The organism is Variovorax raffinosi, assembly GCF_051216615.1.
GTDB lineage: Bacteria > Pseudomonadota > Gammaproteobacteria > Burkholderiales > Burkholderiaceae_C > Variovorax.
In genome coordinates, this window is record NZ_JBPJZR010000003.1 from 141,110 (window position 1) to 161,529 (window position 20,420).

Sequence of the window (20,420 nt, forward strand, 5' to 3'; positions counted from 1 at the left end):
GTGAACGGATTGTCAAACGTGACTCGGCATCTCTCCCTCGCCGAAGGCCTCGCCACGTCTTCATTTCGCGCGCACTTGCACCGTTACCGATTTCATTCAAGACCTGGAGTAGTGCATGCAACCCGTCGATCTGCTGGACAACGCAACACCCCTTACCTCGGGTCAGATGGCGATGTGGCTCGGCGCCAAGTTCGCCTCGCCCGACACCAATTTCAACCTGGCCGAAGCCATCGAGATCGATGGCCCGGTCGATCCGGACATCTTCCTCGCGTCCATGCGGCAAGTGGTCGAAGAAGCCGAGGCCACGCGGCTGCGTTTCGTCGATACCGAGCGCGGGCCGCGGCAGATCGCGGCGCCGCCGCTCAGCCGCGAAATCCTGTACCTCGACTTCAGCGCAGAGAGCGATCCACGTGCAGTCGCAGAGGCCTGGATGCACGCCGACTTCAGCCGCAACATCGACCTGGCGAACGGGCAGTTGTGGTTGTCCGCGCTGATCCGCCTCTCGGGCAATCGCCACATCTGGTACCACCGCTGCCATCACATCGCGCTCGACGGTTTCGGCGGCGGTCTCATTGCACGCCGCTTCGCGGACATCTACACCGCACGAATGCAGCACACCGACGCTCCCGAAGCCTCGCGCTTCGCACCGATCGCGCAGCTTGCCCATGAAGAAAACGCCTACCGCGAGTCCGGCCGCTTTCCGCGCGATCGCCAGTACTGGATGGAGCGCTTCGCCGATGCACCCGATCCGCTGAGCCTGGCGCAGCGGCGCTCGGTCAACGTCGGTGGCCTGCTGCGCCAGACCGTGCACCTGCCGGCCGCCAGCGTGCAGGCCTTGCAGGGCATCGCGCAGGAACTCGGCACCACGCTGCCGCAGATCCTGATCGCCACCACCGCCGCCTACCTGTACCGCGCGACCGGCATCGCCGACATGGTGATCGGCATTCCGGTGACGGCGCGCCACAACGACCAGATGCGGCGCGTGCCGGCCATGGTGGCGAATGCCTTGCCGCTGCGACTTGCGATGAGCGCTCAACTGCGCATTCCCGAGCTGATCCGCGAGGTCGGACGGCAGATGCGGCAGATCCTGCGGCACCAGTCCTACCGCTACGAATACCTGCGCAACGACCTGAACATGCTGGTCAACAACCGGCAACTGTTCACGACCGTGGTCAACGTCGAGCCCTTCGACTACGACCTGCGTTTCGCGGGGCATGCAGCGAAGCTGCGCAACCTGTCCAACGGCACCGCCGAGGACCTGGGCATCTTTTTGTACGAGCGCGGCAATGGGCAGGACCTGCAGATCGACTTCGACGCCAACCCCGCGATCTACACCGCGCAGGCACTCGCCGATCATCAACGCCGGTTGCTGGCCTTCATGGCCGCCGTGATCGATGAGCCCGATCAGGCCGTCGGCCATGTCGATCTGCTGAGTACCGGTGAACGCCGGCAACTGCTGGTGGACTGGAACGACACCGACCGCGCAGTGCCCGACACCCATCTCACGGCATTGATCGAAGCGCAGCTTGCAGCCAACCCGAGTGGCGTTGCATTGCGCTTCGACGGACAGGCGATGCGCAACGACGAGCTGAACCGTCGCGCCAATCGATTGGCCCACCTGCTGCGTGCACGCGGCGCGGGCCCCGAACGCACGGTGGCGCTGGCCATCCCGCGTTCGTTCGAGCTGATGGTCGCGTTGCTGGCCGTCCTGAAGACCGGCGCTGCCTACCTGCCAGTCGATCCGGATTTTCCGCAGGACCGCATCGCCTTCATGCTCGGCGACGCGCAGCCCGTGTGCCTGATCACGACCGTCGCCTTGTCGGAGGCACTGCCGGGCCACGCATCGCAACTGCTGCTCGACCTTCCGCAAACGATTGCCGAACTGGTGAGTTGCGCGGACACCAACCCCGGCGTTGCCATCGACCCCTCGCATCCGGCCTATGTGATCTACACCTCCGGCTCCACCGGCACGCCGAAGGGCGCGGTGGTGTCGCACCGCGCCATCGTCAATCGCCTGCGCTGGATGCAGGACCGCTACGGCCTGCAGGCCGACGACCGCGTGCTGCAGAAAACCCCATCAAGCTTCGACGTGTCGGTCTGGGAATTCTTCTGGCCGCTGATCGACGGCGCGACGCTGGTGCTCGCCAAGCCGGGCGGCCACAAGGACGCGGCCTACCTGGCCGACCTCATCGGCAGGGAAGGCATCACCACGCTGCACTTCGTGCCCTCGATGCTCGAAGTCTTCCTGCGCGAACCCACGGCCTCCGCGTGCACGTCGCTGCGTCGGGTGATCTGCAGCGGCGAGGCCTTGTCGTCCGCGCTGCAATCGCAGTTCCAGCAGCACCTGTCCTGCGAACTGCACAACCTCTATGGCCCGACCGAAGCAGCGGTCGACGTCACCGCGTGGGAATGCCTGCGCACGCCGGAGATCGAATCGGCATCGGAGCGCGTTCCCATCGGCCGCCCGATCTGGAACACGCAGATGCATGTGCTCGACAGCGGCCTGCAGCCGGTGCCACCGGGCGTGGCCGGCGAGCTGTACATCGCGGGCGTCGGCCTGGCACGCGGCTACCTGAACCGCCCGCTGCTCAGCGCCGAGCGCTTCATTGCCAACCCCCACGGCGCGCCCGGCAGCCGCATGTACCGCACCGGCGACCTCGCGTGCTGGCGCCACGACGGCAGCCTCGACTTTCTCGGCCGCGCCGACCAGCAGGTGAAGATCCGTGGCCTGCGCATCGAGCCGGGCGAGATCGAATCGGTGCTGCTGCGGCACCCGCAAGTTGCGCAGGCGGCGGTGATCGCACGTGAAGACGCGGCAGGCGACAAGCGCCTCGTGGCCTACGTCGTTGCGGCGGATGCCAGCGATCCGCAAGCGGCCGAATTGCGCGCGCACCTGGCGCAGGCCCTGCCCGACTACATGGTGCCCTCGGCCTTCGTCAGCCTGCCGGCCCTGCCGCTGGGCCCGAGCGGCAAGCTCGACCGCAAGGCGCTGCCGGCGCCCGAGCAGCAAGCCGCCACGCCTTACGCCGCACCGCGCACGCCCACCGAAAAGATACTGGCCGGCCTCTGGGCCGAGACCCTGCACCTGCAGCGCGTCGGTGTCCACGACAACTTCTTCGAACTCGGCGGCCACTCGCTGATGATCGTGCAGCTCATCTCGATGATCCGGCAGCAGTTCATGATCGACCTGCCGGTGGACACGCTGTTCCAGGTCTCGACCATCGCGGGTCTTGCGGAGCTGCTCGACCAGGAATCGGTGGCACGCCCCAACCTCACGCCGATGCCGCGCCCGGCGCGCATTCCGCTGTCGTTCGCGCAGCGCCGCCTGTGGTTGATGAACCAGCTCGAACAGGCCAACCCGGCCTACAACATGCCGCTGGCCTTGCGCCTGTCCGGCGTGCTGGACCGCGCGGCACTGCACAAGGCATTGAGCGATCTGGTACAGCGCCATGAAAGCCTGCGCACCATCTACCCGAACGAGGACGGACTGCCCTACCAGCACATCCTCGACGGCGCGGATGCACGGCCGGCGGTGATCGAAGCCGACAGCAGCGAAGACGAGATCCCCGCGCAGTTGCATGCCGCCGCCCGCAGCGGCTTCGAGCTGGGCAGCACCGCGCCCTTGCGTGCGCATCTGTTCAAGCTCGCCGCCGACGAGCATGTGCTGCTGCTGCTCACGCACCACATCGTCGGCGATGGCGCCTCGCTGTTGCCATTGGCGCGCGACCTGAGCGTGGCTTATGCCGTGCGCTGCGAAGGCAAGGCGCCGGGCTGGGCGCCGCTGCCGCTGCAGTACGCCGACTACGCGCTGTGGCAGCAGGAACTGCTCGGCAGCGAAGACGACCCCGAGAGCATGGCCGGCCGCCAGCGCGAGTTCTGGCGCGAGACCCTGCGCGACCTGCCCGAGCAGATGAGCCTGCCCACCGACCGCCCGTACCCGGCCGTGCCCAGCTATCGCGGCGACGTGGTGCCGGTACAGATCGGTGCACGCGTTCACGAGCGCATGCTGCAACTGGCGCGCGATGGCCAGGCCAGCGTCTTCATGGTGCTGCAGGCCGCGCTGGCGGGCTTGCTGAACCGGCTGGGTGGTGGCGACGACATCGTCATCGGCACGCCGGTCGCAGGACGCAGCGATCACGCGCTCGACGAGCTGATCGGCTGCTTCGTCAACGCACTGGTGCTGCGCACCGATGCCTCGGGACAACCGAGCCTGCGCGAACTCGTCGCGCGGGTGCGCACCACCAACCTTGCGGCCTATGCGAATCAGGAGTTCCCATACGACCGCATCGTGGAGCTGCTGCGGCCGGAGCGCTCGCGCGCCAACCTGCCGCTGTTCCGCGTGATGCTCGGGTTCCAGCAGGGTGGCAACCGCTTGTCCTTCAGCCTGCCCGGCTTGTCGATCACGCCGCAGCCGGTGGCCATCGACACCGCGAAGTTCGACCTGTCCTTCATCCTCGACGAGCTGCGCGGCGCCGACGGCTTGCCGGGCGGCATTGCCGGCGGCATCCAGTACAGCACCGACCTGTTCGATCGCGCCACGGTCGAGGCCATCGCGGCGCGTCTGGTGCGCTTGCTGGAAGAGGCTTGCGAGGCGCCCGACGAGGCGGTGAGCAGCCTTGCCATCCTCAGTGTCGACGAGCACCGGCGTCTGCTGACCGACTGGAGCGGGCCCACGCGCGATCTGCCGCCGCTCACGCTGGCCGCGATGGTGCAGGCCCATGCCGCCGAGCGGCCGCATGCGCCAGCGGTGGTGCTGGACGACGCCACGCTCAGCTATGCCGAACTCGATCTGCGCGCGAACCGGCTCGCACACCTGCTGCGCCGGCAAGGCATCGCGGCGGGCGCCATCGTCGCGACGGTGTTGCCGCGCTCGCTCGACCTTGTCGTGGCGCATCTGGCCATCGTCAAGGCGGGGGCGGCCTACCTGCCGATCGATCCGCATCACATGTCGGCGCGCAGCGCCTTCGTGTTCGAGGAAGCGGCACCGGCTGCTGTGCTGACCCATGCCGCGCTGCTGCCACGACTGGCCGGCGTTCCCCATGCCTTGGCGCTCGACAGCGATGAGACCGTCGCCGCGCTGGCGATCCAGTCCGACGATCCTGTGGCGCCAGCACAGGCAGCCGATCCACAGGAGGCCGCCTACATCATCTACACCTCCGGCTCCACCGGCGTGCCCAAAGGCGTGGTGGTGCCTCATGCAGGCTTGAGCAGCCTGGGGACGGCCATGGCGCAGCGGCTCGCCATCGGCCACGATTCGCGCGTGCTGCAGTTCTCTTCCTGTGGTTTCGACGCGTCTGTCATGGACGCGTTGATGGCCTTCCATGCCGGCGCCGCGCTGGTGGTACCGGCGGCCCAACAACTGCTGGGCCCGGACCTGGCCGACCTGCTCGACAGGCAGGCCGTGAGCCATGCGCTGATTCCGCCCGCCGCGCTCGCGACCTTGCCGCATGGCGAGTTCCGTCACCTGCAGACGCTGGTGGTGGGCGGCGATGCCTGCCCTGCCGCGCTGGCCGCGCGGTGGTCGCAAGGCCGCCGCATGGTCAACGCCTACGGCCCGACCGAGATCACCATCTGCGCGAGCATGAGCGCGCCGATGACGGGCGAAGCGCAGCCCTCCATCGGCCAGCCGATCTGGAACACGCGGATGTATGTGCTCGACGACAGCCTGCAGCCGATGCCACCCGGCGTTGCAGGCGAGCTGTACATCGCGGGCAGCGGCCTGGCGCGCGGCTACCTGAACCGCCCGCTGCTCAGCGCCGAGCGCTTCATCGCCGACCCGCACGGTGCACCTGGCAGCCGCATGTACCGCAGCGGCGACCTCGCACGCTGGCGCAGCGATGGCAGCCTCGACTTTCTCGGCCGTGCCGACCAGCAGGTGAAGATTCGCGGCTTCCGCATCGAGACCGGCGAGATCGAATCCGTGCTGCTGCGGCATCCGCAGGTGACGCAAGCCGCCGTGGTCGTGCGCGAGGACGTGCCGGGCGACAAGCGGCTGGTGGCCTACGTGGTCGCCGCCGACGACTTGCAGCCGACCGAACTGCGCGCCCACATGGCGCAGGCGCTGCCCGACTACATGGTGCCTTCGGCCTTCGTCCACCTGCCGACCCTGCCGCTGAACCAGAGCGGCAAGCTCGACCGCAAGGCGCTGCCGGTGCCCGAGCAGCAGGCCGCCGCGCCGTACGCCGAACCCCGCACGCCGACCGAGAAACAGCTCGCCGGACTCTGGGCTGAAACCCTGCACCTGGAGCGCGTCGGCATTCACGACAACTTCTTCGAACTCGGTGGCCATTCGCTGATGGCGATCCAGCTCGGCATGCGCATCCGCGAACGCATGCGGCCAGACTTTCCGCATGCCGAGGTCTACAACCGGCCGTCGATTGCCGAGCTGGCGGCATGGCTCGACAACGCCGGCGGTGTGGCCGAGGCGCTGGACCTGTCGCGCGAACTGCATTTGCCAGAGCACATCCGCAGCCAAGACACGTCGCCGACGCTCGCGCCGAAGCGCGTGTTCCTCACCGGTGCCAGCGGCTTCGTCGGCAGCCACCTGCTGGCCGCGCTGCTGCGCGACACATCGGCCTGCGTGGTCTGCCATGTGCGCGCCGCCGACGAGGACGCGGGCACGCTGCGCCTGAAGCGCACGCTGGCGCAGCGCCAGCTCGGCGCGATCTGGGACGACGCGCGCATCAAGGTCGTGACCGGCGACCTCGGCAAGCCGCAACTCGGCCTCGACGACAGCGCGGTGCAACTGGTGCGCGATGGCTGCGACGCCATCTACCACTGCGCCGCGCAGGTCGACTTTCTGCATCCCTATGCGAGCCTGAAGGCGGCGAATGTCGGCAGCGTGGTCACGCTGCTCGAATGGACGTCGCAGGGCCGGCCGAAGAGCATGCACTACGTGTCCACGCTCGCGGTGATCGACCAGAACAACAAGGACGGCACCGTCACCGAGCAATCCGCGCTGGCCTCGTGGCGCGGCCTGGTGGACGGCTACAGCCAGAGCAAGTGGGTCGGCGATGCGCTGGCCCGCGAAGCGCAGGCGCGCGGCATGCCGGTCGCGATCTACCGGCTGGGCGCGGTGACCGGCGACCACACGCATGCGATCTGCAACGCCGAAGACCTGATCTGGCGCGTGGCGCATCTCTATGCGGACCTGGAAGCGATTCCCGACATGGACCTGCCACTGAACCTGACGCCGGTGGACGACGTGGCGCGCGCCATCCTCGGCCTGGCGGGGCAGCAGGCGTCGTGGGGCCAGGTGTTCCACCTGATGAGCCAGGCGCCGCTGCGGGTGCGCGACATTCCACCCGTCTTCGAGCGGCTGGGCATGCGGCTCGAACCGGTGGGGCTGGAGCCCTGGCTGCAGCGCGCGCATGCGCGGCTCGCGGTCGGGCAAGACCGCGACCTGGCGGCGGTGCTGGCAATCCTCGACCGCTACGACACCTCGGCCACGCCGCCGCAGGTGAGCGGCGCGGCAACGCACGCGCAGCTCGAAGCCATCGGCGCGCCCATCCGGCCGGTGGACCGCGACCTGCTGCAGCGCTACTTCGTCGATCTGGGCATCGACACCAAGGCGCGCCGCACGCTGGAAACAAGCAAGTCCTAGGAGCACCGATGGCACGCTATCTCATTGCGGCAACCGCGTTGCCGGGACATGTGCTGCCGATGCTGGGCATCGCGCAGCATCTGGTGGGCCTGGGGCACGAGGTGCGGGTGCACATCGCAAGCCAGTTCAGGGCGCAGGCCGAAGCGACCGGCGCCGGCTTCACCGCTTTCGAGCCGTCCATCGACTACGACTACCGGCAGCTCGACCAGCGCTTTCCCGAACGCCAGCGCCTGTCTTCGGCGCATGCGCAGTTGTGCTTTGGCCTCAAGCATTTCTTCGCGGATGCGATGGCGCCGCAACTGAAGGGCCTTCGCGGCATCCTGCAGGACTTCAGGGCCGACGCCATCGTGGTCGACACGATGTTCTGCGGCACCTTTCCTTTGCTGCTGGGCGCGCGCTCGGCCCGTCCGGCGGTGGTTGCCATCGGCATCTCGGCGCTGCCGCTGTCCAGTTGCGACACGGCCTTCTTCGGTACCGCGCTGGCGCCGTCGTCCACACCCGAAGGGCGTGCGCGCAACCGGTCGATGAACACCAACCTCAAGCAGGCGATGTTCGGCGAGGTGCAGCGCTACTTCGACGCCTTGCTGGCGTGCATGGCCTTGCCTGCGCTGCCAAACTTTTTCATTGACGCGATGGTCACCCTGCCCGACCTCTACCTGCAGGCGACCACCGCCTCCTTCGAGTACCCGCGCAGCGACCTGCCCGCCTCGGTGCATTTCGTCGGCCCGTTGCTCGCGCCTGCCAGCCGCGACTTCACGCCGCCCGACTGGTGGCACGAACTGGACGACGGCCGCGCGGTCGTGCTGGTCACGCAGGGCACGCTGGCCAACCAGAACCCGGCGCAACTGATCGGCCCGACCCTGCAGGCCCTGGCGGGCGACAAGGGCATTCAGGTCATCGCCACCACCGGCGGCCCGGTGCCTGCCGCGTTGAGTGCGAACGTGCCGGCCAACGCCCGCGTGCTGCCGTTTTTGCCCTACGACCGGTTGCTGCCGAAGGTGCATGCGATGGTCACCAACGGCGGCTACGGCTCGGTCAACCATGCGCTCAGCCTCGGCGTGCCGCTGGTGGTGGCGGGCGGCACCGAGGAAAAGCCCGAGATCGCCGCGCGCGTGGCCTGGTCGGGGGCAGGCATCAATCTCGGCAGCGGCCAGCCCGGTGCCCGGCAGATCGGCGACGCCGTGCGCAAGGTGCTGGGCCCTTCCACCTACCGGCAGCGCGCCGCCGCGCTGCGCGAGGACTTCGCGCGCCATCACGCACTGGACGGCATTGCGCAAGCCCTCGCCGCACTTCAACACACAACCCCCGCATCCGCGGAAACGGCTTGAAAACGCCAAGCAAAGGGAATCGCCGATGAGCAGCAGCAGCAACCCGTTTGACGACAAGAGCGCCAGCTTCCTGGTGCTGGTGAATGAAGAAGGACAACACTCGCTGTGGCCCGCTTTCGTCGGCGTGCCCGCCGGCTGGACCGTGGCCCTGGCCGCAACCGACCGCGCCGCCTGCGACGAATTCATCGAGACCCATTGGCGCGACATGCGGCCGCTCTCGCTCGTGGCCAGGGACCTCGATGCCACCAAGGCATGAGGATGTTCGCCCTGCACCGGCGCGGCGCCGCATGGGCGTATGCATCGCTGTTCCAGCCGCCAGCTGTGGGTGATGTGGCCGGCGCCTGCGCGCCGAACCGGGAAGGTGCCGGGCCTGCGGATGCAACAAAAAGCCGCGCGCCTGCAAAGCCGCAGGGAACAACAACGCAACAGCAGCAACGCAGGCTGCGCCGGCGATGAGCGTCTTCTCCGTCTGGCCGTACTTCGTGCTGGTGCTGGTCGTGCTCGGCATGCTGGCGCTGCCGCTCTTCAGCGTGGCCGACGAGCCACCGCAGCGCAACCAGCGCACCGCAACGCTCGACGGGCTGCGCGGCTTTCTCGCGCTGAGCGTCTTCGTGCATCACCTGATGGTGACCCACGGCTACATCGAGCGCGGCGAATGGACGTTTCCGCCCCCGGGCTTCCCCACCCTGCTCGGGCAGGTCGGCGTGGGCGTCTTCTTCATGATCACGGGCTTCCTGTTCTGGGGCAAGTTGCTCGATGCCAAGGGCCGCCCGGACTGGCGCAGCCTTTACATCGGCCGGCTCTGGCGCATCGGCCCGATGTACCTGCTGGCGGTCGGCCTGATGTTCTTCATCGTTGCGTGGAGAACCGGGTTCGTGCTCAGGGAGCCCGCGTGGTCCGTGCTGGCCGCGGCGCTGCAGTGGCTGGCCCTTGGCATCGTGCCGCAGCAGCCCGACATCAACGGTTACGTCGGAACGACCTTGATCCTCGCGGGCGTGACCTGGACGGTCTTTGCGGAATGGCTGTTCTATGGGTCGCTGCGGCTGATGGCACCGCTCGCGCGCGGCGCGCGGACGCCGCGCTTCGTCGCCGCCGGCTTGTTGCTGCTGTGCCTGCCTGCGCTGACCATCGCGTCGCTGCCGTCGGCCGGCTCGCCCACACAGCCAACGCTGGCGCTGGTGATCGGTGCGCTGGCCTGGGTGCTGGCGTCGTTCCTCCTGGGGATGCTGTCGGCTTGGCTGATACGGCATGACGGCGCGAGCCGGTTGCGAGAGCGCTTGCCGGAATGGGCTGTCTCGCTACTCGCGCTGGCTTGCCTGTTCGCCCTGTTCCTCGGGTTCCCGCACATGGTCGGCCCCTTTCAGGTCTTGCTGCTCTGGCTCTTCTTCCACCTCGTCTGCAGCGGCAGCACGCTGTATGGCCTGCTGGCCACGCGCGTGGCCCGGCGCATGAGCACGGTGAGCTACAGCATCTACCTGCTGCAGGGGCTCGTGCTGACCGTGGTCTTCGCGATACCGCCGGTGCGCGACTTCGCGATGGCCGGGGCGATGCAGTACTGGCTGGTGGGCACCTTGTGCGCGCTGCTGCTCGTGGCGGCATCGGTTGCCAGCTACCACCTTGTCGAGAAGCCGGGCATCGCGCGCGGCAAGCGTGCGCGAATGGGCGCCGCAGTCCATGGCATCCATGGCAATGGATTGAAGCAACCTCTGCAAGGAACGCGACGATGAGCAATCCGCCTGGCAACGAGTGCGACGCCTTCCCGTTCGGCGCCGTCGTCGTCACCTATTTCCCGACCGACGAGCAGTTAGCGAATCTCCACATGCTTGCCGGGTCATGCGCGCGCCTGTGCGTGGTCGACAACACGCCACAAGCGGGCGATTGGTATCGGCCGCTCGCCGATGCAGGCATCCATGTGCTGCACAACGGCAACCGCGGCGGCATCGCAGGGGCTTTCAATTGCGGCATCGTCGAACTCGAAGCGCGAGGCGCTGAACTCTTCTTCCTGCTCGACCAGGATTCGAAGCTGCCGCCCGGCTACTTCGCCGCCATGTGCGAGGCCGCGATGGCCGCCCGCAGTCGAGAGGACGAGAAAGATGCGGCCTTCCTGATCGGCCCGCTCGTGCACGACACGAACCTGGATGCGCTCATTCCGCAATTCGGCCTCCAGGGCAAGCGCGTCTATCAGTTCGACCTGCAGCAGCCCTTCACCGAGCCGCTGCTTCGCTGCGCCTTCCTGATCTCGTCGGGCTCGTTGATTTCGCGTGCTGCATGGGCCAAGGTCGGTCGGTTCGACGAGCGCTACGTGATCGACCATGTGGACACCGACTACTGCATGCGCGCCCTGCGCCGCGATGTGCCGCTGTATCTCAACCCGCACGTCGTCCTGCGGCACCAGATCGGCCAGATCGAGGCGAGGTCGCTGTTCGGCTGGAAGATCCACTTCATCAACTACCCGGCCTCGCGGCGCTACTACATTGCGCGCAATGCCCTGGACCTCTCGCGGGCGCATGTGCGCGCCTTTCCCGCGATCCTGTTCATCAACGTCTACACGTTCAAGCAGATCCTGCCGATGCTGATGTTCGAGCGCGACCGCTTGAGAAAAAGCATCGCGCTGATGGTCGGCTTCTTCGATGGATTTTTCGGCCGGCTGGGCGGCCTCGGCGAGGTGCACCCCCGCGTGGGCAAGTATCTGAGCCGCAGTAGCCGGGCAACGGAAGCGGAACAACTTCCGTGAACCCATGACGACCTCGCCCCTTCAGGCGCCGCGCGCACGCCGCGCCGCGCTCGCCTTCATCTTCGTGACCGTGCTGATCGACTTCCTGGCGTTCGGCCTGATCCTTCCCGGCCTGCCGCATCTGGTGGAGCGCCTGGCCGGCGGCAGCACCGCGACGGCGGCCTACTGGATCGCGGTGTTCGGCACCGCGTTCGCGGCGATCCAGTTCATCTGCTCGCCGATCCAGGGCGCGTTGTCCGATCGCTTCGGGCGGCGGCCGGTGATCCTGCTGTCGTGCCTGGGGCTGGGCGTGGACTTCGTGTTCATGGCCCTGGCCGACAGCTTGCCGTGGCTGTTCGTCGGGCGCGTGGTGTCGGGTGTGTTCGCGGCCAGCTTCACCATTGCCAATGCCTACATTGCCGACGTGACGCCGCCCGAGCAGCGCGCCAGGAGCTACGGCATCGTGGGCGCGGCCTTCGGGCTGGGCCTGGTGATCGGGCCGGTGCTCGGCGGGCAACTGAGCCACATCGATGCGCGCCTGCCGTTCTGGTTCGCGGCCGGCCTGACCATGCTCAGCTTCTGCTACGGATGGTTCGTGTTGCCGGAATCGCTGCCGCCCGAGCGGCGCGCCCGCAAGTTCGACTGGTCGCATGCCAATCCGGTCGGATCGCTGGTGCTGCTCAAACGCTATCCGCAGGTGTTCGGACTGGCGGCGGTGATCTTCCTCGTCAACCTCGCCCAGTACGTTTACCCCAGCGTGTTCGTGCTGTTCGCCGACTACCAGTACCACTGGAAGGAAGACGCCGTGGGCTGGGTGCTCGGATTGGTGGGCGTGCTCAGCGTGGGGGTCAACGCGCTGTTGATCGGGCCGGGCGTGAAGCGCTTCGGCGAGCGCCGCACCCTGCTGTTCGGCATGGGTTTCGGCGTGCTCGGCTTCGTCATCTACGGCCTTGCCGATGCCGGCTGGATGCTGCTGGCCGCGCTGCCGTTCGGCACCTTGCTGGCGTTCGCCGGGCCGTCGGCACAGGCCTTGGTCACCGAGCAGGTCGATGCCGCCGAGCAGGGCCGCATTCAGGGCGCGCTGACGAGCCTGGTGTCGGTGGCAGGCATCGTCGGGCCGGCGATGTTCGCTGGCAGCTTCGGCTATTTCATCGGCGCGGACGCGCCGGTGCACTTGCCGGGCGCACCCTTCTTCCTCGCAGCAGCATTCCTGGGCATCGGCGTGCTGATCGCGTGGCGGTACACGCGGCGGAAGGTGACGGCGGCAGCGGTGGTGGAGCCGGCGGCCTGTTCAGCGTCCCCTCGCTGACGGTTGCGCCAAAGCAAGGCCCGCCCTACTCGGCCGCAATCCCCGCGCGGTGCGCCAGCGCACGGTAGCGCGAGATCTCGCCTTCCATCTGCGCGCGGAAAACCGCCGCGCCGATGGCCACCGGCTCCATGCCCTGCGCGCGCAGTTGCGCCTGCAGCGCGGGGTTGCCCATGGTCGCGGTGACCGCGCGGGTGAGCTTGTCGATCACCGGCGCGGGGGTGCGCGCCGGCGCGGCAAAGCCGTACCAGGCGTCGAAGGTGGCGTCGGGCAGGCCCAGCTCGGCCAGCGTGCGCACCTCGGGCAGCATGCTGGAGCGCGTCGCGCCCACGATGCCCAGCGCGCGCAGCTTGCCCGAACGCACATGCGGCGCGACCGAGGCCACGGTGTCGATGCCAACCTCGATCTCGCCGCCGATCACGGCCATCGAACTCTGGCTGCTGCCCTTGTACGGAATGTCCTGCAACTGGATGCCGGCGGCCAGCGCCAGCAGTTCGCCCGCCAGGTGCGGGCCCGAGCCCGCGCCGAAGGTGGCGTAGCGGATGCTCCTGGGCTTGGCCTTGGCCGCCGCGACGAGTTCGGCCACCGAGTGCCACGGCGTCCCCTTGCCCACCACCAGCACCAGCGGCGTGCGCGCCACGATGGCAATGGGCGCCAGGTCGCGCACCGGGTCATAGGGCAGCCTGGCGCGCAGCGCCGGATTCACGCTGTAGCTGGTCGAGCCGGAGAGCAGCAGCGTGTAGCCGTCGGGTGCGGCCTTGGCCGCCGCGTCGGTGCCGATGATGGTCGCGGCACCGGGCTTGTTGTCGACCACGATGGGCTGTCCGAGCCGCTCCGACAGGGTCTGCCCCATCGCGCGCGCCACGATGTCGGTGCCCCCGCCGGGCGGGAATGGAACGACGAGCTTGATGGCGCGCTCGGGCCAGGCGTCCTGTGCGAACGCGGGGTCATGCATTGCCACGACGGCGCTGGCGCCGAGCAGCAGGCCGAAGGTGCGGCGGGAGACAGTGGGTTTCATGGATGCGTGCGTGTCAGGAGGTTGCGGAAGCGGAAGCAGTGGAAGAAACACGCCCCGTGGTCCACGGCGCGGCGCCGGGCTCGCCCAGGTCCCAGTACAGGCCGGCCATGATCCGCAAGCCCGCGCGCGCCAGCGGCGCGAGCAGATGCTCGTTGGGCGCGTGCTGCGCGCACGCGGGGTACGAATGCGGCACCCACAGCGTCGGCAAACCCAGCAGGTCGGCGAACACGTCATTGGGCAGCGAACCCGCCAGGTTGGGCAGCAGGTCCAGCTTCTGTCCGCTGCTTTTTTCGATGGACTCGCGGGCCCAGCCGACCCATGGGTTTTCAACGTCGAGCCGCGTGGCCGCGCCGGTCAGCGTGATCTCGACTTCCACCTGCCCGAAGCCATGCGCATCGAGGTGCGTGCGCACGATCTGCCGCAGGTCTTGCCAGGGCGTTCCCACCACGAAGCGCAACTGGCAATGCGCCACGGCCTCCGAAGGAATGGCGTTGACCGGCCGCGCGGCCGAACCCGCACCGAGCGCCAGCACCTCGATGGTGTTCCACGCCACCAGGCGTTCGGCCGGGCTCAAGCCGGGCTCGCCCCAGCCTTCGTCGAGCGCGGGGTCGTCGGTGCCGCCGCCGATGGCGATGCCGGCCAGCGCATCGCGCACCGTCTGCGTGACCGGCGGCGGGCGCAAGGCGTCGACCAGGATGCGACCGCGCGCATCCACCAGCGAGGCCACCGCATGGCTGAGCACCGTGCCCGGGTTGGCCAGCACGCCGCCCCAGTTGCCCGAGTGGTAGCCGCGAGGCCGGGCGCGCAGCCGCAGGCTGAAGTTGACGGCGCCGCGCGAACCCAGGAACAGCGTGGGCCGATCGGCGCTCACGCGCGGGCCGTCACTGGCGATGAACAGGTCGGCGCGCAGCTTGTCGCGCTCCTGCGCGCACACCGCGTGCAGACCGGGCGAGGCGGCCTCTTCGCCCATCTCGACGAGCCAGGTCATGTTGTAGCCCAGGCGCCCGCCGCGCGCCTCGATGGCGGCGGCCAGCCCGCCGAGGTTGATGCTGTGCTGACCCTTGTTGTCGGCCGTGCCGCGCCCATACCAGCGCTCGCCGCGCACGGTGAGCGACCACGGCGCAAGGCCCTCGTCCCACTGCGCGTCCTGCCCGCTCACGACGTCGCCGTGGCCGTAGGTCATCACCGTGGGCAGCGCCGGGTCTTCGATGCGGCGCGCGATGAGAAAGGGGCCGCCGCCGGGCACCGGGTTGGCGACGACCTCGCAGGCGAAGCCGAGCGCCGCGAGCGGCGGCATCAGTTCTTCGCGCAGGTAGGCCTCGAGCGCGGGCGTGACGGCACCGGTGTCGCTTTCGGTGCGAAAGGCGATGCGGCGCTGGAGGTCGGCGAAGAAGCCGCCGCCGTCGAAATAGGCGGTGGCAGCGGCGAGGCTGTCGGTGCGTTGCATGAAGGGTGTCCTTGTCTGTCCATCGGGTGCAGCAAGTACAAGGCCTGAAGGCCGATGCTTCCAGCATCGTTTTGGCAAGCTACCATTGCCTTCAAGGCAACACCTGGCGGCGCGCATGGCCCTTCCACTTCTCAGCATCCCGATGCGCCACTTCCTCGAAGTGGCACGCAGCGGCTCGGTCAACCAGGCCGCTGCGCGGCTGTTCGTCGCATCGTCGGCGGTGAGCCGGCAGATCGCCAAGCTCGAAGACAGCCTGGGCACGCCGCTGTTCGAGCGGCATGCGCGCGGCATGGCGCTCACGGCCGCCGGCGAGCGGCTGGCGGCGCATCTGCGCAACGCGCAGCTCGACATCGAACAGGTGTTCGAGCAGGTGCGCGACCTCGGCGGCCAGGGCGCGCGCCGCATCCGGGTGGCCTGCACCGAAGGCTTTGCCGGGCACTTCATGCCGCTGGTGATGCGCAGCTTCGAAGAGGCAAACCCGGGCTGCCAGCTCGAACTGCACGTGGGCTCGCCCGACGGCGTGAGCGCGCTGCTGGCGCGCGGCGAAACCGACATCGCGCTCAAGTACGTCGTGGCGCCGGAGCCCGGCCTGGCCGTTGCACACGCGGCCACCGCGCCGGTGTACGCGGTGCTGCGGCCCAACCATCCGCTGGCGCGGCAGCGCGTGGTGTCGGTGGCCGACGCGGTGCGCTATCCGCTGGCCGTGGGCGACAAGGGCGTGACCGCGCGCCAGTTGTTCGACCAGGCCTGCAGCCTGCAAGGGCTGCAGTACCGCGCGATCTTCGTGAGCAACTTCTCGTCGGTGCTGCTGCCGCTGCTGCGCACGTCCGACGTGATGCTGTCGGGCCTTCTCACGGTGATGCACCTGATCGACGCCGGCACGGTGGTGGCGCGGCCCTTTGCCGAAGCGCCGCTGCAGCAGCGCCAGTTGCAGGTGCTGGCGCTCGAAGGCCGCACCCTGCCGCCGCTGGCGCAGGACTTCGTGCAGCACCTGGTGGAGACCATCGCCAAGGCGGGCCGGCGCAAGCTCGGGGTCGCGCGGACTCGTTCCCGCGCTTGATGAGGCTCAGCTCAGCGCGCTGACGTGCACTGGCCGGGCCGATCACGCAGAACGGTCAAGAGGCGCGACTCGCCCTTCAATCCCCCGGCATGCGGGGCGGATGCAATTCCACCGCCTTGGCCGACTTCTTGCGCATCCTGATGTTGAGCATCTCCACGGCAAGGGAAAAAGCCATCGCGAAGTACACATAGCCCTTGGGCACATGATGCTCGAAGCCCTCCGCGACGAGCACCACGCCCACCACGACCAGGAAGGCCAGCGCCAGCATCTTGATGCTGGGATGGTTCGAGACGAAGCGGCCGATCGGGCCGGCGAACAGCATCATCAGGAGCACGGACACGACCACCGCCGCGATCATCACGCGCACGTCATCCACCATGCCGACGGCGGTGATGATCGAGTCCAGCGAGAACACCAGATCGATCACCATGATCTGGAGCAGGACGGAGGCGAAGGTCGCCTTGGCCGTGCTGGATTTCTCTTCGTGCGCGCCTTCCAGCGATTGATGAACCTCGGTCGTGCTCTTCCAGATCAGGAACAGTCCACCCAGAATCAGGATCAGGTCACGGCCCGAAATCTCCTGCCCCAGCACCGAAAACAGCGGCGCGACCAGGCCCACGATCCAGGCCAGAACCAGCAGCAGCCCGATGCGCATGAACATGGCCATGAACAACCCGATCCGTCGCGCGGATTCGCGGTTGGCAGGAGGCAGCTTGTCCACCAGGATCGAGATGAAGATGATGTTGTCGATGCCCAGGACCAGCTCGAGCGCCGTCAAGGTGGCGAAGGCAATCCAGACCTGGGGGTCCGTCAGGAGTTCAAGCATCGAAGTTCTTTCAGTACGGCAGCCGGGAAGAGTTGATGGAACGTGCGTGCGCAGAATGCCACACAAGCTTCTGGCGAGCGCCTTTTCACTCGCCCGGGGTTCTGCGCCCGAGGATGATGGCATCCACTCCACGGCTGGATATGATGCAGCGCGCCCTACAGCGCTCCATCAAGGAGACACATCGTGATCCACCGCGCTCGCACCATTGCTGCGCCCTCCAACGTCCAGGGCCTGAACGCATGACCAACGCGCACGCCGTGCCCATGCCTGTCAACAGCGTGCTTGCGCCGCTTTACGCAAGCGCAGACCTCGCAGACGCCTATGCCATCCGATTGCCGGCGCACGCCAGCGATGACGTGGAAGTGCTGGCACGCGCCGCGCTGGAGCGACAGGCCTGGTGGATTCGCGCGCTCACGCGGGCCCGCGACGTGGTGATGGCGCCGGTCGGCGTCAAGTCGTCGCGTGCCGTCGGTCTTGCCGCAGCGGCGCGTGGCCCGGTGATCGGCTTCTTCCCGGTGCAGTCGAAGAGCGCGACGGAGTTGGTGTTGGGCGAAGATGACCGGCACCTCGACTTCCGCGTCTCCATCCAGGTTCGCGCCGACGCGGCCAATGGGCGCGAGCTGGTCGCGGGGACGGTGGTGCATTGCCATAACCAACTGGGCCGCATGTACCTTGCGACGATTTCACCGTTTCATCGCGTGATCATGCGTGCGAGCCTGGAACGGGCGGTGAGAACAATGAAGGTTTGAACGGTTGAATGTCCATGCACCCCACCTGCGGCAGGCGGGTACATTCGGGCAAAGAACCACTGCAGGAGAGCACATGTCTGAGCGCGATACCGGGCTCCACGGTTGCTGGCAGCTTGCTTCTTTCCATACCGAGCTTCAGGACTCGAAGGAGCGCACCCAGCCGTGGGGCGCCAACCCCGCCGGACACCTCATCTTCGAGGCTGGCGGGCGAATGATGGTGCTGGTCACCGCACAGGTGCGGGAACCAGGCCATACCGATGAGAAACAGGTGGCACTCTTTCGCACGCTGATGGCCTATACAGGACGCTATCGGATCGATGGGAACAGGTTCATTGCAACCATCGACGCATGCTGGAATGAAACCTGGAACGGCACCGAGCAGGAACGATTCTTCAAGCTCGACGGCAACACGCTCGAAGTCAGCACGGCCTGGATGCCGAATCCACTGGTACCGGGAAACCCCATCGGACGGGGGATTCTGAGTTTCAGGCGCGAGTAGTTCTCCCGACGCCGCATTGCGAGTAACCACCCGAATGACGCTCGACTCGAAGACCCGAAGACGTCTCTGGCAGGCCACTGCCGCACTGCCATTCGCACCGCTGCTGCCACGCGCCGTGTGGGCCGCACAGGCATTGCCTCGTGCACGCGTGCGACCCGGCGACGCGGATTGGCCTTCGAACACCCGATGGCAGCAGTTGAACGAACAGGTCGGCGGGCGCCTGATCGCGGTGCGGTCGCCGCTCGTTGCCTGTCGCGCCACGCCTGCCAGCGCCGAATGCGCGCAGCTTTTCAAGGCGATCAAGAACCCCTACTTCATCGGCGACGAGGTCGCACTGACGCAGACGCTGGGCTGGGTCGATGCCTGGACGTCGTCGCCGAGCGTCTATGCGGTCGCGGCGCGCGAAACGGGCGACGTGGTGGCCGCCGTCAACTTCGCGCGTGAACACCGGCTGCGCCTCGTCGTCAAGGGCGGCGGCCACAGCTACCAGGGCACATCGAACGCGCCGGATTCGCTGCTGATCTGGACGCGGCGCATGAATGCGATCACGCTGCACGACGCTTTTGTGGCGCAGGGCTGCGCGCCCTCTTCCGCGCCGCAGCGTGCCGTCACGGTCGAAGCGGGTGCCATGTGGTCCCAGGTGTACGACGCTGTGGCGACCAAGGCAGGCGGCTATGTGCAGGGCGGTGGCTGCATGACGGTCGGCGTGGCGGGTTTGATCCAGAGCGGCGGTTTCGGCAGCTTCTCGAAACGCTACGGTCTTGCATCGGGCAGCCTGCTCCAAGCCGAAGTGGTCACCGCCGATGGCCAGGTGCGCATCGCCAATGCCTGCACCCACCCCGACCTGTTCTGGAGCATCAAGGGCGGCGGCGGTGGCAGCTTCGGTGTCGTCACCCGGGTCACGCTGCGCGTGCACGAGCTGCCCGAGAATTTCGGCGCGGTGAACCTGAAGATCAAGGCCCATTCGCCGACCGCATTCCGCCGACTGATCGGGATGGTGCTGGGGTTCTACGGTGACGCGTTGATGAACCCGCATTGGGGCGAGCAGATCCGTTTGCGTGCCGACAACACGGTCGGCGTTTCGATGGTGTTCCAGGGACTCACACGGCGTGAGGCCCGGTCCGTGTGGCAGCCGTTTCTCGATGTGCTGGCGGCCGCTTCTGAAGATTTCAGCGTGGACGCCGGCATGTTCGCCATCGTCTCGACTTCAGCGCGGGAGTTCTGGTCGCCAACGCTGCTCAAGCGAACGCTCGGCTTCATCCGCAGCGACGATCGGCCGGATGCGCCGAAGACCAACGTGTTCTGGCCCGGCGATCAACAGCAGGCCGGTCAGGTGCTGCACGGCTACGAGTCCGGCTGGCTGCCCGCGGCGCTGTTGCAGGAGAACCGACGCGAGGCCCTGGCGGACGCGCTCTTCGCGGCGACGCGGCACTCGTCCTTGTCGCTGCATGTCAACAAGGGGTTGGCCGGCGCGCCGCCCGAAGCGATCACGGCGGCGCGGGACACCGCCACGAACCCTGCTGTGCTCGATGCCTTTGCGCTGGTCATCCTCGGCGCGGAAGAGCAGCCCGCGTACCCGGGCATCGCGGGCCACGAGCCCGATGCGACCCGGGCGCGCCAGCGATCCCAGGCGATCCAGCGAGCGATGGGTGAACTGCGCAAGCTGGTGCCGAACGCCGGCGCCTATGTCTCGGAAAGCAACTACTTCCAGACCGACTGGCAACAGGCTTTCTGGGGTTCGAACTATGCACGGCTGCGCGCGGTGAAGTCGCAGTACGACCCCGAGGGCCTGTTCTTCGTGCATCACGGCGTGGGCAGCGAGGACTGGAGCGACGACGGCTTTCCGCCGCGTTAGAAGCAGCCCCGCATTG

Annotated in this window: 13 protein-coding genes; 10 read left to right on the forward strand and 3 right to left on the reverse strand. The window is 67.8% G+C overall.

The features are described 5' to 3' along the window. The first annotated feature begins 115 nt into the window (after nt 1-115). From ACSFB7_RS11785 to ACSFB7_RS11810, 6 genes are all read left to right on the forward strand, one after another. On the forward strand, nt 116-7,603 hold the full coding sequence (locus tag ACSFB7_RS11785) for a non-ribosomal peptide synthetase (RefSeq protein WP_435470226.1): 7,488 nt from the start codon (nt 116-118) through the stop codon (nt 7,601-7,603). Between the two features lie 8 nt (nt 7,604-7,611). After that, on the forward strand, nt 7,612-8,931 hold the full coding sequence (locus tag ACSFB7_RS11790; RefSeq protein WP_435470228.1) for a glycosyltransferase: 1,320 nt from the start codon (nt 7,612-7,614) through the stop codon (nt 8,929-8,931). A gap of 25 nt (nt 8,932-8,956) precedes the next feature. After that, nucleotides 8,957-9,187 carry an MbtH family protein gene (locus ACSFB7_RS11795; protein ID WP_435470230.1) on the forward strand — a complete coding sequence of 77 codons (231 nt, stop codon included), beginning with the start codon at nt 8,957-8,959 and terminating at the stop codon, nt 9,185-9,187. Nucleotides 9,188-9,383: 196 nt separating this feature from the next. Then, complete coding sequence (locus ACSFB7_RS11800) at nt 9,384-10,658, forward strand: acyltransferase family protein (RefSeq protein ID WP_435470232.1); 1,275 nt, start codon at nt 9,384-9,386, stop codon at nt 10,656-10,658. Then, complete coding sequence (locus tag ACSFB7_RS11805; RefSeq protein ID WP_435470234.1) at nt 10,655-11,665, forward strand: glycosyltransferase family 2 protein; 1,011 nt, start codon at nt 10,655-10,657, stop codon at nt 11,663-11,665. Before ACSFB7_RS11800 ends, ACSFB7_RS11805 begins: the two co-directional genes overlap by 4 nt. Before the next feature lie 4 nt (nt 11,666-11,669). After that, nucleotides 11,670-12,953: a TCR/Tet family MFS transporter gene (locus ACSFB7_RS11810; protein WP_435470236.1), complete on the forward strand. Its 1,284-nt coding sequence runs from the start codon at nt 11,670-11,672 to the stop codon at nt 12,951-12,953. A gap of 25 nt (nt 12,954-12,978) precedes the next feature. On the opposite strand, the gene ACSFB7_RS11815 is transcribed toward ACSFB7_RS11810, so the two are convergent. Beyond that, nucleotides 12,979-13,968 carry a Bug family tripartite tricarboxylate transporter substrate binding protein gene (locus ACSFB7_RS11815; RefSeq protein WP_435470238.1) on the reverse strand — a complete coding sequence of 330 codons (990 nt, stop codon included), beginning with the start codon at nt 13,966-13,968 and terminating at the stop codon, nt 12,979-12,981. A 13-nt stretch (nt 13,969-13,981) separates the two neighbouring features. After that, nucleotides 13,982-15,415, reverse strand: coding sequence for a M20 family metallopeptidase (locus ACSFB7_RS11820; protein WP_435470240.1), 1,434 nt, complete (start codon nt 15,413-15,415; stop codon nt 13,982-13,984). A 115-nt stretch (nt 15,416-15,530) separates the two neighbouring features. On the opposite strand from ACSFB7_RS11820, the gene ACSFB7_RS11825 reads away from it, so the two are divergent. Beyond that, a complete protein-coding gene (locus tag ACSFB7_RS11825) occupies nt 15,531-16,475 on the forward strand; it encodes a LysR family transcriptional regulator (protein WP_435470242.1) in 945 nt (314 codons plus the stop codon). A gap of 76 nt (nt 16,476-16,551) precedes the next feature. On the opposite strand, the gene ACSFB7_RS11830 is transcribed toward ACSFB7_RS11825, so the two are convergent. Continuing rightward, nucleotides 16,552-17,301: a TerC family protein gene (locus tag ACSFB7_RS11830; RefSeq protein ID WP_435470244.1), complete on the reverse strand. Its 750-nt coding sequence runs from the start codon at nt 17,299-17,301 to the stop codon at nt 16,552-16,554. 239 nt (nt 17,302-17,540) lie between these two features. On the opposite strand from ACSFB7_RS11830, the gene ACSFB7_RS11835 reads away from it, so the two are divergent. The 3 genes from ACSFB7_RS11835 (at nt 17,541) to ACSFB7_RS11845 (ending at nt 20,404) form a co-directional block, all read left to right on the forward strand. After that, nucleotides 17,541-18,050, forward strand: a complete 510-nt coding sequence (locus ACSFB7_RS11835) for a DUF2867 domain-containing protein (protein WP_435470246.1) — start codon at nt 17,541-17,543, stop codon at nt 18,048-18,050. Between the two features lie 73 nt (nt 18,051-18,123). Next, nucleotides 18,124-18,549 (forward strand): lipocalin-like domain-containing protein, encoded by a 426-nt coding sequence (locus ACSFB7_RS11840; RefSeq protein WP_435470248.1) that lies wholly within the window; start codon nt 18,124-18,126, stop codon nt 18,547-18,549. A gap of 34 nt (nt 18,550-18,583) precedes the next feature. Further along, nucleotides 18,584-20,404 (forward strand): FAD-binding oxidoreductase, encoded by a 1,821-nt coding sequence (locus ACSFB7_RS11845; protein WP_435470250.1) that lies wholly within the window; start codon nt 18,584-18,586, stop codon nt 20,402-20,404. Nucleotides 20,405-20,420: the final 16 nt, after the last annotated feature.